Below are 16,434 nucleotides of genomic sequence, written 5' to 3' on the forward strand. Positions count from 1 at the left end.
ATTGAAGCCACTTCTGCTTGTAACAAAACAAGGGGTTTTTGGAAGCTTACAAGATAAAGGAAGGTTCGGCTATCGGGCATTTGGTATTCCGTTATCTGGACCAATGGATCACCGATCGTTTAATGCAGCTCAAAGAATCTTACATCACCATCATGATGAAACGTCTTTTGAAATGTTTGTAGGTGGTTTTGAATTTGAGGCGCTTGCTGATGGTGTTTATGTATTAACAGGAGGACATGGTACATGCTTGGTTAATCAAGTACCAATCGAAATGTGGAAAACATTCCATTTAACGAGGGGAGATAGATTATCTATCAAGAGTGTCCATCAAGGCTCTATTGTTTACTTAACTCCATTAGGAGGTTTTCGTACAAACGATGAGCTTGGTAGCCAATCCTACCTTCCGCTTGGGAATTTGGGAACATGCATTACAAAAGGAAGTATTTTATATGGGCAAGTATCACCATCTCTAAAAAATAATAGAGGGCTATATGCACCCTATCGTCCGCGTTTTGACAGTTCCATAACGGCTCGACTGTTTAAAGGACCTCATTTTCATTTATTTACAGAAAAAAGTCAGCAACAATTTTTACAAAATCCTTTTCAATTTATTGGCGGCAATCGTATGGGCTACTACATCAAAGGACCTGCCTTACAACTTCAGAAGATGAAGGATATTCTGTCAGAAGCTACACAGTTCGGAACAATCCAAGTGCCGCAAAGTGGTGATCCCATTATCCTAATGGCTGATGCTCAAACAGTAGGAGGCTATCCTATTATTGCTACAGTTCATGAAGAAGATTTACATAAAGTAGCGCAAATGCGTATGTTTAACACAATTCACTTTGTACTGGAGGAAACATGATGTCAATTGATATCAATTGTGATCTAGGTGAAAGCCACGATGCTTTTATCACGGGTAAGGATGAAGAACTATTAGACTATGTAACGTCCATCAACATTGCATGCGGCTATCATGCGGGACATCATTCAATCATGCATCAAATTGTACGTAGCGCCATTCGTAAAAACGTTCACATTGGTGCGCATCCAGGCTATCCAGATCGAGAGGGGTTTGGTCGCCGTAACATGGAATGTAGCTCAGGTGAAATTTACGATATGATGGTTTATCAAATTGGTGCCTTACAAGCATTTGTGCAGATTGAAAATGGTACGCTTCATCATGTTAAACCACATGGCGCACTTTATAATCAATGCGCGAATGACCATGAAAAAGCGTTGGCTGTAGTCCATGCAGTGTATGATCTTAATCCACAGCTTATTTTATATGCCTTATCTGGTAGCCTCATCGTAGAGATTGCTAGAGACAAAGGGCTTCAAGTATATGAGGAGGTTTTTTCGGATCGACGCTATAACAATGACGGTACTTTAGTGAACAGACAGGAACCAAATGCCTTAATACAATCGGAAGAAGAAATGCTAGTGCATGTAAAAGGTATTTTGACTGCTAATGAAGTGTTGTCGGTCGAGTCCAAAAAAATTAAAGTTGCAGTCCAAACCTTATGTATTCACGGAGATGGCCCACATGCGATAGATTACGCAAAAAAAATTGCAGGTCTCAGAAAGCAATTACAATAAAATGGATGCCCTAAACAAGGCATCCATTTTATTTAGATTGTTGTCACTAGCTCCACAGCTTCGAGCACAATTGGCGTACCAGCAGAAAGTGTACCTGTGACAGTATTGAACGTTATTTCAGTTGTAGAAACTGTATAGGCACCACCCTCCTGTAGAACACCATTGATATATAAGTTATAGTAACCATTTGCGACTTCTGGGAATACTGTTGCTGCTGTACCGCTATCATTTAAAAACGTTGTTGCAGCGACTGTCGTGCCATCTGCAATGACAAGGGGTGCAGCTAAGACGTTAAAAAACCTTGTAGAACTACCTGTTACATTGACGTGAATATTAATAATGGAAAGTGCCACCCAATTCACCTCCTTTCATTTCCTTTATTTTGTTGTAAAGCCTAGCGATTCAATAATAATGGGTGTTCCTCTATACAATGTCGCATTATAAGGTACGATTGTCAGGGAGGCTGGGGTTACCGTATAAATACCGCCTTCCTGCATCACTGCATTAATATAAAGGTTAACGTAACCGTTGGGTGAAAAAATTGTAAACTCAGTAACGGCATTTGCTTCATCATTCCAAAAGAGATTGGCTGGAAGAGTTGCCCCATTCGATAGATCAAGATCAGCTGTAACGATATAAAAATATCGCTGGATCGTTGGTATAATCATACCTTCAGGGACTACTTCAGGAGGATCCATGGGTATTCCGTTTGTTGCTTTTATACGGGGCCAGATAAATCGATCCTCACAGTTACATGAACAATATTTTTAAATGATTTGATGAGACTTAGGATTTATCATATGGCATCACACTCCCTTCATAAAAAATATAACTTTGCCCCGAATATGCTTACTATAAAATATGAAGTAAATATAAAAAGAACTAGTTGACCATCTATCATTTGGCATAGATTTTTTGTATAAACATGTTTTTGTAAGGATGGAAACGTTGGCATATATGCTTTAAATTAGTGTTATACTTTGCTAGTTGAATAAGGTAGAATACTAATTATGAATAATTAATGAAAAAGGGGTTACTGGTTTCATGAAAGATTTTGAACAACAATTGGAGGGGCTATTAAAGCAAGCCTCTTTGCAATACATAATTTATCAGCATAATGGTGATACAGAGCGCATGGATAAAACATCACTTTTTGCTCGAAAAATTCAGCAAAAAGAGTATGTGATTGGCTTTGCAGGCCATTTCTCTGCAGGGAAGTCAAGTATGATTAATGCGCTGTCTGGTGAAAATCTACTAGCATCTAGTCCAATTCCAACAAGTGCGAACATCGTCAAAGTTCATAAATCAGAGGAAGACTATGCAATTGTTTATATGCACAATGAAAAGCCCGTAAAATTTGAGGCTGGCTATGATTTTAAAACAGTAAAAGAGCTAAGTAAAAATGGGGATTTAGTGTCACAGATTGAGATTGGACACAGTGCCTCTACACTACCACTAGGTGTTACTGTTATGGATACGCCAGGGGTAGACTCCACAGATGATGCACATCGCATGTCAACGGAATCAGCATTACATATTGCCGATATCGTATTTTATACAATGGACTACAACCATGTGCAGTCGGAATTAAATTTCCAATTCACAAAGCAATTAATGAAATATAATCCAAATGTTTATTTAATTGTCAATATGATTGATAAGCATAAGGATAATGAATTGAGCTTCGAGGAATTTAAAGCAACTGTTCATCAGTCCTTTGCAGCATGGGGTGTTGTACCGAAGGGTGTTTTCTTTACATCATTAAGAGAGCCAGAGCATCCACATAATGATTTTGAGGCAGTAAAGAAAATCGTGATGGACAGTATGAATGACTGGCAGGAGCAGCTTGTACAAACAGCTACGAATACATTGCGTTTATTGCAAAGCGAGCATGACAATTATTTAATGGAAGAAAGACAGGATCGTTTAGCAATTGATGAAGAAATTTTAAGTGCGGATGACTGGGCACACCATCAAGATATATTAGAGCAATACAATAAATTAAATCGTCAGGTTGAATTATTTTCAGTAGAAGCTTGGAACGAAACGTTTGAGGAGCAACGTAAGGATTTACTCGCGAATGCTGCAATTATGCCAGCTGATTTACGCGATCACTTACGCCTTTATTTAGAAAGCATGCAGGAAGGCTTTAAAGTTGGAGGGCTCTTTACTGCAAAGAAAAAAACAGAGGAAGAGCGAAACAGACGTAAAGAAAATGCGTATAGTGCCTATCAGAATGTGGTCCATGCACAAATCACGGGGCATTTAAAAGGTCTTATGAAAAAGGCATTGAAGGACGTTGGTGCATTAAATGAGGAACGTGCCTCTGCTATTGATGCCTATGTATTTGACTTACCTTTTTCATTGATTGAGCAGCAAGTTCAAACAGGCGCTATTTTAACAGGTGATGCTGTGTTAAACTTCGCTAACCGTATCGCAGAAGCAACAAAGCGCTACTTCATTCAGGAGACAGATAGCTGGAAAAATGCGCAAGCGACAACTCTTGAAGCTGTAGCAACAGAAACTGCCGCACCATCAAAATTAAAAATGGCGGGTATGCAGGACAAAGTAGATGCCATTAATGCGGTCCTTGAAATTGAAGGCTATCAGCAATATAGTGCAAGCACTATGCATCAAGCGAGCAATGAAATTCGTAAAGTTGCCAATCAACAGCTTACAAATTGGGAACAATCATTTAAGCAAGATTTAGCAGAAATTCGTCTATTTGACGAGTCCATGTTGCAGCCAAAAGAGCAAATCATCCAACAAGAGGAAGCTCAGCAAGCTACTAGTGCAACGACTCTACCAATCGATGGTGTGATTAATCGTGCACTCCATACTGCCAATGCAGTCAAAGAGGTGCAAGGCTTTGCTGAAGTAGCCCAATACCTTGAAAATAAAGTAGAACGACTACAGAAAAAGGATTTTACCATTGCATTGTTTGGCGCATTTAGTGCTGGGAAATCTTCCTTCTCAAACGCTTTAATGGGAGCCAAGGTGTTACCTGTATCACCAAACCCAACAACTGCGGCCATCAATAAAATTCGTCCAGTTACACCTGAACACCCACATGAAACAGCGGATGTACAGCTTAAAACTGCGGAACAAATGCTAGAGGATATTCAAGGCTCCTATGCGGCGATTGGTTTGTCTGTATCGACATTGGAGGAAGCCTATAATCGTGCTGATGAAGGGCTTGCAGTGCAGTTAACGGACGAACGCTTAAATGTTCATAAATCATTTATTCGTGCCTATAAAGAAGGCTATCCAACCTTTAAGTCTGAGTTTGGTTCTATCCTCCGCGTAGACCGTGAAGAGTTTGAAAAATTTGTAGCACAAGAAAATAAATCTTGCTTTGTTGACAATATCGACTTCTATTATGATAGTCCATTAACACGTATGGGCGTGACACTTGTTGACACGCCAGGAGCGGACTCTATTAATGCCCGCCATACAGGCGTAGCATTTGAATATATTCGTAATGCTGATGCCATCCTATTTATTACGTACTATAATCATGCCTTTGCCAAAGCTGACCGAGAGTTTTTAATACAACTTGGTCGTGTGAAGGATGCATTTGAGCTAGATAAAATGTTCTTTATTGTCAATGCAATTGATTTGGCAACAACGGATGAAGAACAGGAAGATGTAAAAGGCTATGTACGCTCAGAGTTACAACGCTTTGGCATTCGCTTCCCGAGACTATATGGGGTATCTAGTCTTTTAGCGTTGGAAGAAAAGGTAGAAGGTGCCGATTTAACATCAGGTATGCCACCGTTTGAAAAAGACTTCCATACATTCTTAAATGATGAATTGAGTGCATTAGCCGTTCAAGCTCTTGCAGAGGAAGTTGATAAAACAGAGCAACGTTTGGCGGATTTAATTGCCCAAACAGAGGAAAACTTAAAACGTAAAGATGAGCGACTAGAGGAATTAACAACACTTGAACAACATATTCAATCGAAGTACAGTGTACTGAATACGAGCATGTTAGAGAGTGAAACAAAACAGGAGCTTGATGAGCTACTTTATTATGTTCTTCAACGTGTTTATTATCGTTACCCTGAGTTCTTTAAAGAAGGCTACAATCCTTCTACCTTTGCTGCAATGCCAGCACAACAAGCATTGGAGCATGCATTAAAAGAAGTGATGCAAAGCTTGCGTTTTGATTTTACTCAAGAAATGCGTGTAACAAACTTCCGTTTATCGCAGTTCATTAGCAAAAAGATGCAACAACGTTTTAAAGATGAAGTACGCGAATTGAAAGAGTTAAATCGAAGCTTCTCATTCCTAGCTTTTGAATCTTCTGAGCCAAATTTATTAGATTTTGAAGGACCGTTTGCGGATATTTCCAAATATGCTAGCGTAAAATCTCATTTCCGCAATCAAAAAGCTTTCTTTGAAAAGAACGAAAAAGTGAAGCTAAGTGAGGCACTAGAAGCTATAACAAAACCCGATGCACAAGATTATTTAGATGCACAGAAAGTTTCCCTCATGACATGGGCGATTACGTTTATTGCAGAGGAAGCCGAAAAATTACGTTACTATATTTATCATCAAGCGCTTGAACAAATTGACACAGAAAGATTAGCCTTACAAGAAGAGAGCCGTTTAGCTTCTTGGAAAGCGATTTACGCACAATTACAATACGCATGAGGTGATTCCAATGGGAAAAGTATTCAAATCAGTGGATGAAATTCAATTTGATGGTGTCCGTTTTATCGATGCTCGTTACGATCTTCAGGACAAAGAGGCTGGCAAAAAGGCATTCGAAGAAGGTCATGCTACTGGTGCTATCTATATTGATTTAGAACAGCAGTTATCGGATATGGACAGCAAAGACGGTCGTCATCCGATGCCAAGCAAAGAAAAATTGGCATCCGTTTTTCAAGAACTAGGATTACGCTATGAAGATCAGATTGTAGTTTATGACCAAGGAGCAGCTCCATTTGCCCCACGCGCCTGGTGGATGCTAACCTATGCTGGTTTCCCAAATGTAGTGATTGTCAACGGAGGTGCCCCTGCGCTAGAGGCAAAAATTCCTTTTACCAAGGATATTATTAAATATCCCCCAACCATCATTGAGTTTGATTGGAAAGATGAGCTTTATGCACCACGCCAAGCCGTAAAAGCCATTGTGGATGGAGAGGTAAAAGCTACTTTACTCGATGCCCGCGCTGCTGCAAGGTACCGAGGAGAAGTAGAGCCATTGGATAAAGTAGCAGGTCATATCCCAACTGCGAAAAACTTTGACTGGGAGCAATTGAAGTCAAATGGTCAACTAAAGGCAAACGATGCATTACGTCAAAAAGTTTCACCTGATGAGCAGGTTGTTGTTTACTGTGGCAGCGGCGTAACCGCCTCTCCACTTTATGCTGTGTTAGCAGATGAAGGCTATGAAAACATCCAATTATATGTAGGTAGCTTCAGTGATTGGATAACAGAATATGACGTGGAAAAAGGCACAAACGAATAAAAAGAAACGCTCACTTCGGTGGGCGTTTTTTTTATAGTGCGGTGGATAGAGCGTAAAGTAGAGGTTAGAATTTAATGTAGCGGATAACCTGCTCAAAGTGGTGGATAAGAATGAAAAAATGAAGGATAGCCCTTTGAAAGTAGTGGATAGAATTTAATACCTGATCAAAAAATCCATCAAAGTGGAGAGAGCATGCAAGGTTGCAAAGCTAAAATGCATAGTTTAAGAGTCTAATAGATAAAGGGGGATGAGGGAGTGCAGGAATCGCATGAAGAACTTCCTGAGAGGTGGATGTTGGAAGATATGATAATGAAGCTTTATTGAGATTCTATCATGATTATACATTGCCTCAGGTGGCTTAAGTATTGCAGCGGAAATTAGGGACGACCAAAACCATTTTATAAATTAAAGCTGGCACTGAACAGGAGGGGCAAGGGTGAACGATCTAAAAAAGCAGATGGATCTAATAGACATTCCAGAATCGTTACATCAGCGTAGTCAACAAGGCATTGAACAAGCAAAAAAAGAGCAGTACAAAACTAAGAGCTGGGTGCCCAAGATTGCTGTAACACTTGCGGCGGGTGGATTTGTGGCATTAATGAGGGGGGAACAGCACTTAGATAATGCTCGAGCTAATGCGTTAATGTCACAATTAGATAATTTATCTCCGCCAATGTACTGGATTTTGGCTATTTTATGCGTAGTCATAATACTATACATCTCTAAAAAAAGCTTAATCAGAAAAAGACAATTGGTGTTGCCATAGTTTTGATTCTACTGATTGGTAACAGTACGATTTTTTTACAACATCAATTAAGAAAACCAGTTGTGGTGCCTACAATAATTGAAGTTACAGATAGCTTACAGAATGCTTTAGAGGTACGCTATATTACAAACAAAGATGACCATCGATATGTGAAATATTTACAGGCAGAAGACGTGCAATTACCAATAGTATATGACAAATGGAGCAAGAAAATTTAGTAAATGGTTTTTATTATCCATTCGATACTTCGCAAGATTTACGCTATCAAAATGTTCGATTAGCTTTTTTTCAGCTTGATTTAAACACGATGAAAAAAGTGATGGCAAGTAAAACTGTTTATCTTGTATTAAATGACGGGATGAAATTGCCTGCCCCTATTCATTTTACGAGGGAAACTTTCATTGATGAAAAACAGATCATGAATAATAGCTATAGTCAGTCACAACATGATTCGGAACAAATCATATCATTTATCCTTCAACAGGATGCTATTTTTGAGGCATTTTATGTTCCCGCTGCATTAGAGGGTAAGATACTATTGAAAGAATGGCGATTAAACGATCAGCGTTACACAGCAAGTGATTTTCCTTTTTCAGTGACGAAAGGTCAACGCTTGGAGATGACTATTCAATTGAAGGAAGCACCCTTAGATATCAATACATCCATAGGTTTTAGTGGCCTGGATGGTTATTTAACTAAAAGATTATATTCACAAGCGTATTTTACGACAAATTTGGTGAAAAAGGTGCGTGAAAACAATGAGTGAATCTAAACAACAGGTAAAACTTTTACAATGGTTAGCAGTGGCGCTCTTTTTTCAATTGATCTATTTAAATGTTTTTAAATACGCTAATCTTGTACAAGATATCCTTGTTTATGGGGCCTATTTAAAAAGTCTTTCGTTCTATAAAGAAAAGGCACCTATCAAAACATATATGGCCTGCGCTATGATGATAACCTTGATGAGTACCATCTTTTCTTTCCATCTTCTCTTTTATTGGAGTACGGTTTTAATTCAAGGAATTGAATTGCTGATGATAATGGAATTTGGAAAAATTTTATTAAGCATTGAGCAAAAACACGATGTACAGAGTTCCACTACAAGAGTGATGAAAAAATATATAGCGATATCCTTTGCCGTCATTATTAGTTGGACACTATTGATGAATGTTACAAGTGATTGGCAGATGGGATTATTGTTTCTGGGCGCATTGCTTTTATTGGCTGTAAATTTACGGTTATTTCTTCATGTGTTAGCACTTCGTAAACATGTAAAAAACAAATCCTTTGTTGTTACCTACTTACAAAAATGACTCACCATTCATTTTATGCTACACTTTTTGTACAAGGGGCAAAGGGGGAGCAGGATGTTTAAACGGGAGAAAAGTATCGAGATTCAGCAGCATCGGGGTGTACAATGTGCGCATGGGAAAGTTGCGGTTCAGGGGGTTGGTATGAGTGTGTACAGCTTTTTTGTGGATGGGTTACTGATTGATACAGGTTCCTACTCACTATCGCAGGAATTTCAATCCTTTTTTAAGGATATACCGATAGAGCAATTGGCATTAACACATTCACATGAGGATCATGCAGGAAATGCAGCGTGGATTCAACATCATATGAATGTACCTATTTATATTCATCGTGATTCAGTCAATCTTTGTGCTAAAGATGGAGATTATCCACTCTATCGTCAGGCATTGTGGGGGGAACGACCAGCGTTTGTTGCCCAACCATTTGGTCAAACTTTACAAACGAACGCAGCAACATGGGATGTCATTGAAACACCTGGACATACAGCAGATCATCTTTCTTTTTACAATCGAGAAACAGGCGCTATGTTTACAGGAGATTTGTTTATCCAGCCAAAGACGAAGGTTGTGCTTGATGAAGAAAATATTGTCCATACCCTGGCGTCTTTGAGGAAAATAGTAAACTATGATTTCGATGTCGTCTATTGCTGTCATGCAGGCTTTATAGAGGATGGTCGAACGAAAATACAAGAAAAAATTGCTTATTTGGAAGACATGCAAGGAAAAGTGAAACAATTATTTATGCAAGGTTATTCTGTTGAAGAAATCACCAAAACAATTTTTCCTCGTGATTATCCGATTACAAAAGTTTCGGGAGAGCAATGGTCTTCCAAGCATATCATCACGGCCTTTATTAATCATTTTACCGAAGAGTCCTTTATATAGGGCTCTTTTTTGTCTTGTTAAGAATTTCACAAATACTTTGATCTGTATAATAAAAAACTTTGTGAAAAAAATGTGAATAAATTGTGACGAAGTCAATCAGGACAATGGATGCGCTTACAAAAGTTTGTGAAAAAAATCTCATTTACATAAGAAAAATACTATGTGAAAAGTTGAACAGGCTAAATGGCTCTATGTGTACACTTTATAATGTGTCAATAATCGCATTAATTATCTTAAAATAATTGATTGTGAAATGTTTAATTTGACAGAAAAATGTAATGAAAGTCATTAAACATTGAATTTTTGAAGTTTAAAATAAATTGACAGAAAATTCGTTGACTATATTTTCACAAAGTATTATGATTCTGAAATATAATAAAAAACCAAAGGGAAAAGGATGGGATGGAATGGACGTAATGAAAAAGGCATTAGAAATGCATGCACACTATAGTGGGAAATTAGAGGTGAGCTCAAAGGTACCTGTACAAGATTCCTATGATCTTAGCTTAGCTTATTCACCAGGGGTAGCAGCGCCATGTGTGGAAATTGAGAAAAATCCTTCGCTTGTGTACGACTATACAATGAAGGGGAATATGGTAGCTGTTGTATCTGATGGGACAGCAGTTTTAGGGTTAGGAGATATCGGACCGAAAGCTGCCTTACCTGTAATGGAAGGGAAGGCGATTTTACTAAAGCGTTTTGCCAATGTTGATGCTTTTCCAATATGCTTAGATACAAAAAATACGGATGAAATCGTCAGCATTGTGAAGGCGCTTGCCCCGACATTTGGTGCGGTAAACTTAGAGGATATTTCAGCACCAAGATGCTTTGAAATTGAAGATCGCCTACGTCAAGAATGTGATATTCCAGTTTTTCATGATGATCAGCATGGAACAGCGATTGTTGTAGGAGCAGCGATGATTAATGCCAATCGTATTGTGAAAAAGGATGTAGCAACGATGAAGGTTGTGATTAATGGTGCTGGTGCTGCAGGCATTGCAATCTTACGTATACTTGTGCAAATGGGCTATAAGAATATTTATATGTGCGATACAAAAGGTATTATTTATGAGGGTCGTACAGAGGGGATGAACCCGATTAAAGAAGCTGTTGCTCATTTGACGAATCCAGAGAAGCAACATGGTACACTAGAGGATGCACTAACAGGTGCAGATGTCTTTATTGGAGTTTCTGTAGCCAATCTATTAACGGAGGCACATATTGCGTCCATGAATGAAAACCCAGTTGTCTTTGCCTTAGCCAATCCAAATCCAGAAATTACGTATGAAAATGCCAAAGCATGGGGGGTACGTGTGATGGGAACGGGCCGTTCAGATTATCCAAATCAAATTAATAATGTTCTCGCATTCCCTGGTATTTTCCGCGGAGCTTTAGATGTACGTGCTACGGATATTAATGAGTCAATGAAGCTAGCTGCTGTAGAAGCAATTGCCTCCCTTGTGAGTGATAAGGAACTAAAGGAAGAATATATTGTGCCTAAATCTTTGGACGAACGCGTTGTGGCTATCGTCTCACGCGCAGTAAGTGGGGCAGCTGTTGAATCTGGCGTATCTGAGCTATTCCAGCAAAGTACAGCACTTTCTGTCTAATAAAATTAAAAAAGCAGATAGAGAAATGAACTGCCCCGTAAAAGTTAGACATCAATCTAACTTTTACGGGGGTTTTTTTATGGCAAAAGTAAATGTTGAACAACGTATTCAAGCAGTTCAACGATATTTAAATGGAAATGAAACTTTGATCGAAATTGCGAAAGATATCGGTGTGACAGCTCAGATTGTCAGTGAATGGGTTCGCCGTTATCAAAAAAATGGCGTAGAGACTTTCTTAAAGTCCTATACAAACTATTCAGCTGACTATAAAATGAATGTACTTAATTATATGAACGAGACAGGTACATCTTCGAGAGACACAGCTGCACTATTCAATATTTCATCTCCTGGCATGATTCGGAATTGGAAGTTGAAGTTTGAAGTTGGTGGTTATGATGCCCTTGTTTCTAAGAAAAAGGGGCATCCATCTATGAAAAAAGAGACAAAAAGAACAACGAAATCAACACCAGCTGAAGGATCTGTTGAGGCGTTAGAAGCACGAATTAAACAATTAGAAATGGAGAATGCGTACTTAAAAAAGTTGAATACTTTAGTTCAAATGCAAGAAAAATTACCAATCAAATCAAAGCGCAAGTAATTTATGAACTAAAGGAAATCTATGAAGTAGTGGAATTAATCAAAGTCGCTGATATTCCACGTAGTACGTATTATTACTGGGAAAAGCGTTTGAATCGTCATGATAAATACGCTGATGTGAAAGTCGCAATTCAGTCCATTTATCATGAACATAAGGGACGTTATGGTTATCGTCGGATCACCAAAGAACTAAAAAAATTTGGTATTCATCACGATCCAAAAACGATTAACTGCTTGATGAATGCCATTGGCATAAAGTGTGAAGTCCGCATGAAGAAATATCGTTCGTATAAAGGTAACGTCGGAAAAATTGCCCCAAACATATTACAACGCGATTTTACAGCGGAAAAAATGAACGAGAAATGGGTAACAGACGTGACAGAGTTCCATCTATTTGGTGAGAAACGCTATTTATCACCCGTCCTTGATCTATGTAATGGCGAAATCATTGCATACACGGTAATGAAGCGTCCAGTGTATAAACTAGTCCATAATATGTTAGAACAAGCATTGGAGCGCCTCGAATCAAGTGATCAAGTCATTCTTCATTCAGATCAAGGTTGGCATTATCAAATGAAAAAGTATCAACAAACATTAAAGCAACATGGAATTACGCAGAGTATGTCCCGTAAGGGTAATTGTTTGGACAACGCAGTCATCGAAAATTTCTTTGGCTTATTAAAATCTGAACTCCTGTATCTACAAGAATTTGAATCCATGGCACATTTTGAACAGGAACTCAACGACTATATTTACTACTACAATCACAAACGAATGAAAGAAAAATTAAAAGACCTAAGCCCGGTGGAGTACCGAACTCAGGTCTTAGCAGTTGCTTAACTAAATATGTCTAACTTTTTTGGGTCAGTTCAAAAAGTTTCAGGCTTTTTCTCTATCTGCTTTTATTGTTATGCTGTATCAAGTTAACAAAGGCCTTATCTCAAGTTTTTAGACCATGCCAACACCAATAATTCCGATGAGTATGACAAAGAAAAGAACAAATAATACGATGAAGATAATAATGGCTGGAATAAAGATGGTGAAGAAAGCCATCCAGTTCGAAATTTGGTGTGCTTCAGCGACTACACCTACAGAAATAACAAATGACCAAATCGTCACAATGATGCTTATTAAAATAGTCGGCCAAAAAATCCACGGTAATGAACCCATAAAATTAGGATCCAATAATGAATCGGGTGAAGTCATTAACCAAATAATATAAAGTGGAACCAGCACGATATATGGGATTGCTGTTAAGCTTAACCCCTTAAATAAGTCCGAGTAAGTCCCAGTACCTTTAAATAATTTCCCGAATAGCCAAGAGATGAGTGCAGAAATAGCTGTGCCAATCACACCTGCGATCGGAGCCAAAATGACACATAATAGGACTAAAAGCCATGGCGAAAAATCAGGAAGAAATTCTGAATCAATTAATCCAGACATAAGGGAGCCAATATAACCAATAGACAAAACCAAAATTGCAAAGCCGATAGATTTTTCATTAATCATATAACGAGTCGTTTGCTTTGGATGCATCCAAACCGATAAAAATGGATTTAGTTTTGACCTTTCTTCTTTTGATGTCTCATTCAAGTTTTCCATCAAACTACCTCCAAAATAATAGAATAATTGCTTGTTACATATAGTTAATATACGAGTGAAGTAAAGAAAAGTTTCATGGAAAATAAAAATAAGCCCACACATAAAAAAAGAGTCGTAATTGTCGACTCTTTTTAGGGTTGTTTCTATTATTCAGCTAACATAATTTTCTCAAGTTCTAACGGCTCAATATACTGATCACCTTTGTAAGCACGCATATTACCGCCTGAAATTTCATCGATTAATAAAATTTCATTCGTTTTCGCATCGCGGCCGAATTCTAATTTAATGTCATAAAGCGTTAAGCCTTTTTTAGCAAGCTCTGCCGCTACAAATTTGGAAATTTCAATTGTACGTTGTTTTAAAATGGCGTATTCTTCATGAGTTAACAGGTTTAACATCGCTAAAGCATCTTCAGAAATTGGAGGATCTAAACGATCATCATCTTTGATTGTTACTTCTACAAAGGAGTCTAAATCTTGTCCTTCCTTTACATAGGCACCATAACGGCGTAGGAATGAACCAACTGCCTTAAAGCGGCAAATCACTTCTAAACCGTTACCGAAAACAGTTGCCGGTTTTACTGTCATTGTTGCATCTTCAAAGTTAGCATCAACGAAATGAGTAGGAACCCCTTGTTCGTTTAATTTTGAATAAAAATAAGAAGTTAAACGTAAACCAGCCAAGCCAGCCCCATCAATTGTTAAACCAACAGTATTTGCACCTGGATCAAACACGCCGTTTTCTCCTGTAACATCGTCTTTAAATTTTAATAAATAATGACCATCTTCTAATTTGAACACATTTTTTGTTTTACCTGTATACAATAATTCCACAAAAAACCCTCCAATATTTTTCATAGTACTCTAAAATTATAACACGAATGTTCAAAATATTTAATGATAAAAATGTTCGTTTAAAACGTTTATTTTGATGTTTTATAACGGAATTGCAGATAAAAAATAAGGTGATAACGAATGTTCGTTACCACCTTGGTTGAAATTAAGAATATTCCGAAATCAAATCCTAGGAAACATTGAAAATAGAAGGTTATTAATAGACGCCTTCAGTAAGCATTCCATCTGCTACTTTGATAAAGCCAGCAATGTTTGCACCAACTACTAGGTTACCTGGGAAGCCATATTTTTCTGCTGCCGCTTTGCTGTCTGTATAAATATTTTTCATAATTTGATGAAGTTTCGCATCTACTTCTTCAAATGACCAAAATACGCGACTAGAATCTTGTGCCATTTCAAGAGCAGATACCGCAACTCCACCAGCATTCGCTGCTTTTGCTGGACCAAATAATACGCCTGCCTCTAGGAATTCATTGATTGCTTCAAGGTCTGATGGCATATTAGCACCTTCACCGATTGCTTTCACACCATTCGAAATTAATGTACGAGCTGACTCACCGTTAATTTCATTTTGCGTAGCACATGGTAGGGCAATATCACAAGGAATCGTCCAAATTCCTGTACAACCTTCTGTAAAAGTAGCATTTGGTCGGTAATTAACGTAAGTTGAGATACGGTCACCTTTTACTTCTTTAATTTCTTTGATAGCATCTAAATCTAAGCCCTCTGGATCATAGATATAGCCTGAAGAGTCCGAGCAAGCAACCACTTTGGCACCATACTGTTGCGCTTTTTCAATCGCATACGTAGACACATTACCAGATCCAGAAACAACTACTGTTTTTCCTTCGAATGAGTCATTTGCATCCTTTAGCATTTCGTTCACAAAGTAAACAGTACCGTAACCAGTTGCTTCTTTACGTGCTAAAGAGCCACCGTAGCCAGGAGTCTTACCAGTTAATACACCTGATTCATTTGCTTTTGTTAAACGCTTATATTGACCCCATAAATAACCTACTTCACGAGCACCTACACCAATATCACCAGCAGGAACATCGACATCTGGACCAATATGACGGTATAATTCAGTCATGAATGCTTGGCAGAAACGCATAATTTCTGAATCTGATTTACCTTTCGGATCAAAGTTTGAACCACCTTTACCACCACCGATAGGTTGCCCTGTTAAAGCATTTTTAAAGATTTGCTCAAAGCCTAGGAACTTAATGATGGATTCATTTACGGAAGGATGGAAGCGAAGACCGCCTTTATATGGGCCCATGACATTGCTGTATTGTACACGATAGCCACGATTCACTTGCACTTGATTGTTATCATCTTGCCATGCTACACGGAAAGAAATAATACGATCTGGCTCCACAATACGAGATAAAATATTGGCCTTAATATATTCAGGATGTTGCGCGAATACAGGTACTAATGAGATGAAAATTTCTTCAGCTGCTTGTAAAAATTCCGCTTGATGACTATTCTGTTGTTTAAGTTGCTCAAATACGCCATCTACGTATTCTTTTGCTAATTGTTCATTGCTAACAGTTGTAATTGTCATAAATAAAACCCCCATTTAGTTGATAGATGTATCGTATATCTATTTTTCAAACTATTCAATAAAATACTTTTAAAGTTTGTGAAAAATTGAGCAAGAGAGGTTGTTTTAAAATTATATTAAAATAATTTAGTTCTAAGTGATTCATCTAATTACGAGAAAGGA

At 38.1% G+C, this 16,434-nt stretch carries 16 protein-coding genes; 11 read left to right on the forward strand and 5 right to left on the reverse strand.

Annotated features, from left to right (window positions below):
* Nucleotide 1: 1 nt before the first annotated feature.
* Together LCP48_RS08220 and LCP48_RS08225 are read left to right on the forward strand one after the other, a co-directional pair.
* Complete coding sequence (locus LCP48_RS08220) at nucleotides 2-865, forward strand: 5-oxoprolinase subunit C family protein (protein ID WP_216485565.1); 864 nt, start codon at nucleotides 2-4, stop codon at nucleotides 863-865.
* Nucleotides 865-1,599 carry a 5-oxoprolinase subunit PxpA gene (locus LCP48_RS08225; protein WP_004269343.1) on the forward strand — a complete coding sequence of 245 codons (735 nt, stop codon included), beginning with the start codon at nucleotides 865-867 and terminating at the stop codon, nucleotides 1,597-1,599. The genes LCP48_RS08220 and LCP48_RS08225 overlap by 1 nt, the downstream gene beginning before the upstream one ends.
* A gap of 32 nt (nucleotides 1,600-1,631) precedes the next feature.
* Here the strand turns inward: LCP48_RS08225 and LCP48_RS08230 are convergent, their stop codons facing one another.
* Both LCP48_RS08230 and LCP48_RS08235 read right to left on the reverse strand, forming a co-directional pair.
* On the reverse strand, nucleotides 1,632-1,952 hold the full coding sequence (locus LCP48_RS08230) for a DUF4183 domain-containing protein (protein ID WP_004269344.1): 321 nt from the start codon (nucleotides 1,950-1,952) through the stop codon (nucleotides 1,632-1,634).
* A 24-nt stretch (nucleotides 1,953-1,976) separates the two neighbouring features.
* The gene (locus LCP48_RS08235) at nucleotides 1,977-2,267 is read right to left on the reverse strand and encodes a DUF4183 domain-containing protein (protein ID WP_225340848.1); all 291 of its coding nucleotides are present in this window, start codon (nucleotides 2,265-2,267) and stop codon (nucleotides 1,977-1,979) included.
* 376 nt (nucleotides 2,268-2,643) lie between these two features.
* Between LCP48_RS08235 and LCP48_RS08240 the strand changes: the two genes are divergently transcribed.
* The 9 genes from LCP48_RS08240 to LCP48_RS08280 all read left to right on the forward strand — a co-directional run bounded on the left by LCP48_RS08240 (nucleotide 2,644) and on the right by LCP48_RS08280 (nucleotide 13,086).
* The gene (locus tag LCP48_RS08240) at nucleotides 2,644-6,255 is read left to right on the forward strand and encodes a dynamin family protein (RefSeq protein WP_225340849.1); all 3,612 of its coding nucleotides are present in this window, start codon (nucleotides 2,644-2,646) and stop codon (nucleotides 6,253-6,255) included.
* A 10-nt stretch (nucleotides 6,256-6,265) separates the two neighbouring features.
* Complete coding sequence (locus tag LCP48_RS08245; protein WP_004269347.1) at nucleotides 6,266-7,075, forward strand: sulfurtransferase; 810 nt, start codon at nucleotides 6,266-6,268, stop codon at nucleotides 7,073-7,075.
* Nucleotides 7,076-7,511: 436 nt separating this feature from the next.
* On the forward strand, nucleotides 7,512-7,841 hold the full coding sequence (locus tag LCP48_RS08250; RefSeq protein ID WP_004269348.1) for a hypothetical protein: 330 nt from the start codon (nucleotides 7,512-7,514) through the stop codon (nucleotides 7,839-7,841).
* A gap of 2 nt (nucleotides 7,842-7,843) precedes the next feature.
* Nucleotides 7,844-8,059 (forward strand): hypothetical protein, encoded by a 216-nt coding sequence (locus LCP48_RS08255; RefSeq protein ID WP_004269349.1) that lies wholly within the window; start codon nucleotides 7,844-7,846, stop codon nucleotides 8,057-8,059.
* A complete protein-coding gene (locus tag LCP48_RS08260) occupies nucleotides 8,041-8,607 on the forward strand; it encodes a hypothetical protein (RefSeq protein WP_004269350.1) in 567 nt (188 codons plus the stop codon). Before LCP48_RS08255 ends, LCP48_RS08260 begins: the two co-directional genes overlap by 19 nt.
* On the forward strand, nucleotides 8,600-9,154 hold the full coding sequence (locus LCP48_RS08265; RefSeq protein ID WP_004269351.1) for a hypothetical protein: 555 nt from the start codon (nucleotides 8,600-8,602) through the stop codon (nucleotides 9,152-9,154). Before LCP48_RS08260 ends, LCP48_RS08265 begins: the two co-directional genes overlap by 8 nt.
* 54 nt (nucleotides 9,155-9,208) lie before the next feature.
* Nucleotides 9,209-10,039, forward strand: a complete 831-nt coding sequence (locus LCP48_RS08270) for an MBL fold metallo-hydrolase (RefSeq protein WP_004269352.1) — start codon at nucleotides 9,209-9,211, stop codon at nucleotides 10,037-10,039.
* A gap of 407 nt (nucleotides 10,040-10,446) precedes the next feature.
* Nucleotides 10,447-11,649 (forward strand): NAD(P)-dependent malic enzyme, encoded by a 1,203-nt coding sequence (locus tag LCP48_RS08275; RefSeq protein WP_004269353.1) that lies wholly within the window; start codon nucleotides 10,447-10,449, stop codon nucleotides 11,647-11,649.
* 79 nt (nucleotides 11,650-11,728) lie between these two features.
* Nucleotides 11,729-13,086, forward strand: a protein-coding gene (locus tag LCP48_RS08280) for an IS3 family transposase (RefSeq protein ID WP_085986378.1) whose coding sequence is annotated in 2 segments (ribosomal slippage) — nucleotides 11,729-12,182 and nucleotides 12,182-13,086 — 1,359 coding nt in all. Because the reading frame shifts where the segments join, the coding sequence is not laid out codon by codon here.
* A gap of 108 nt (nucleotides 13,087-13,194) precedes the next feature.
* Here LCP48_RS08280 and LCP48_RS08285 read toward each other — a convergent pair.
* The 3 genes from LCP48_RS08285 to gdhA form a co-directional block, all read right to left on the reverse strand.
* Nucleotides 13,195-13,848: a Yip1 family protein gene (locus LCP48_RS08285; RefSeq protein WP_004269354.1), complete on the reverse strand. Its 654-nt coding sequence runs from the start codon at nucleotides 13,846-13,848 to the stop codon at nucleotides 13,195-13,197.
* A 146-nt stretch (nucleotides 13,849-13,994) separates the two neighbouring features.
* Nucleotides 13,995-14,681: a phosphoribosylaminoimidazolesuccinocarboxamide synthase gene (locus LCP48_RS08290; protein ID WP_004269355.1), complete on the reverse strand. Its 687-nt coding sequence runs from the start codon at nucleotides 14,679-14,681 to the stop codon at nucleotides 13,995-13,997.
* 217 nt (nucleotides 14,682-14,898) lie between these two features.
* On the reverse strand, nucleotides 14,899-16,272 hold the full coding sequence (gene gdhA, locus LCP48_RS08295) for an NADP-specific glutamate dehydrogenase (protein ID WP_004269356.1): 1,374 nt from the start codon (nucleotides 16,270-16,272) through the stop codon (nucleotides 14,899-14,901).
* Between the last annotated feature and the right edge of the window lie 162 nt (nucleotides 16,273-16,434).

Origin of the sequence: Lysinibacillus capsici, from assembly GCF_020217405.1 — a bacterium.
Taxonomy (GTDB): Bacteria; Bacillota; Bacilli; order Bacillales_A; family Planococcaceae; genus Lysinibacillus; species Lysinibacillus capsici.

Coding starts and splice junctions, on each gene's coding strand:
- LCP48_RS08275 (WP_004269353.1), top strand. CDS start 10,447: ATGGACGTAATGAAAAAGGCATTAGAAATGCATGCACACTATAGTGGG.
- LCP48_RS08240 (WP_225340849.1), top strand. CDS start 2,644: ATGAAAGATTTTGAACAACAATTGGAGGGGCTATTAAAGCAAGCCTCT.
- LCP48_RS08260 (WP_004269350.1), top strand. CDS start 8,041: ATGGAGCAAGAAAATTTAGTAAATGGTTTTTATTATCCATTCGATACT.
- LCP48_RS08235 (WP_225340848.1), bottom strand. CDS start 2,267: ATGATTATACCAACGATCCAGCGATATTTTTATATCGTTACAGCTGAT.
- LCP48_RS08265 (WP_004269351.1), top strand. CDS start 8,600: ATGAGTGAATCTAAACAACAGGTAAAACTTTTACAATGGTTAGCAGTG.
- gdhA (WP_004269356.1), bottom strand. CDS start 16,272: ATGACAATTACAACTGTTAGCAATGAACAATTAGCAAAAGAATACGTA.
- LCP48_RS08285 (WP_004269354.1), bottom strand. CDS start 13,848: ATGGAAAACTTGAATGAGACATCAAAAGAAGAAAGGTCAAAACTAAAT.
- LCP48_RS08245 (WP_004269347.1), top strand. CDS start 6,266: ATGGGAAAAGTATTCAAATCAGTGGATGAAATTCAATTTGATGGTGTC.
- LCP48_RS08270 (WP_004269352.1), top strand. CDS start 9,209: ATGTTTAAACGGGAGAAAAGTATCGAGATTCAGCAGCATCGGGGTGTA.
- LCP48_RS08225 (WP_004269343.1), top strand. CDS start 865: ATGTCAATTGATATCAATTGTGATCTAGGTGAAAGCCACGATGCTTTT.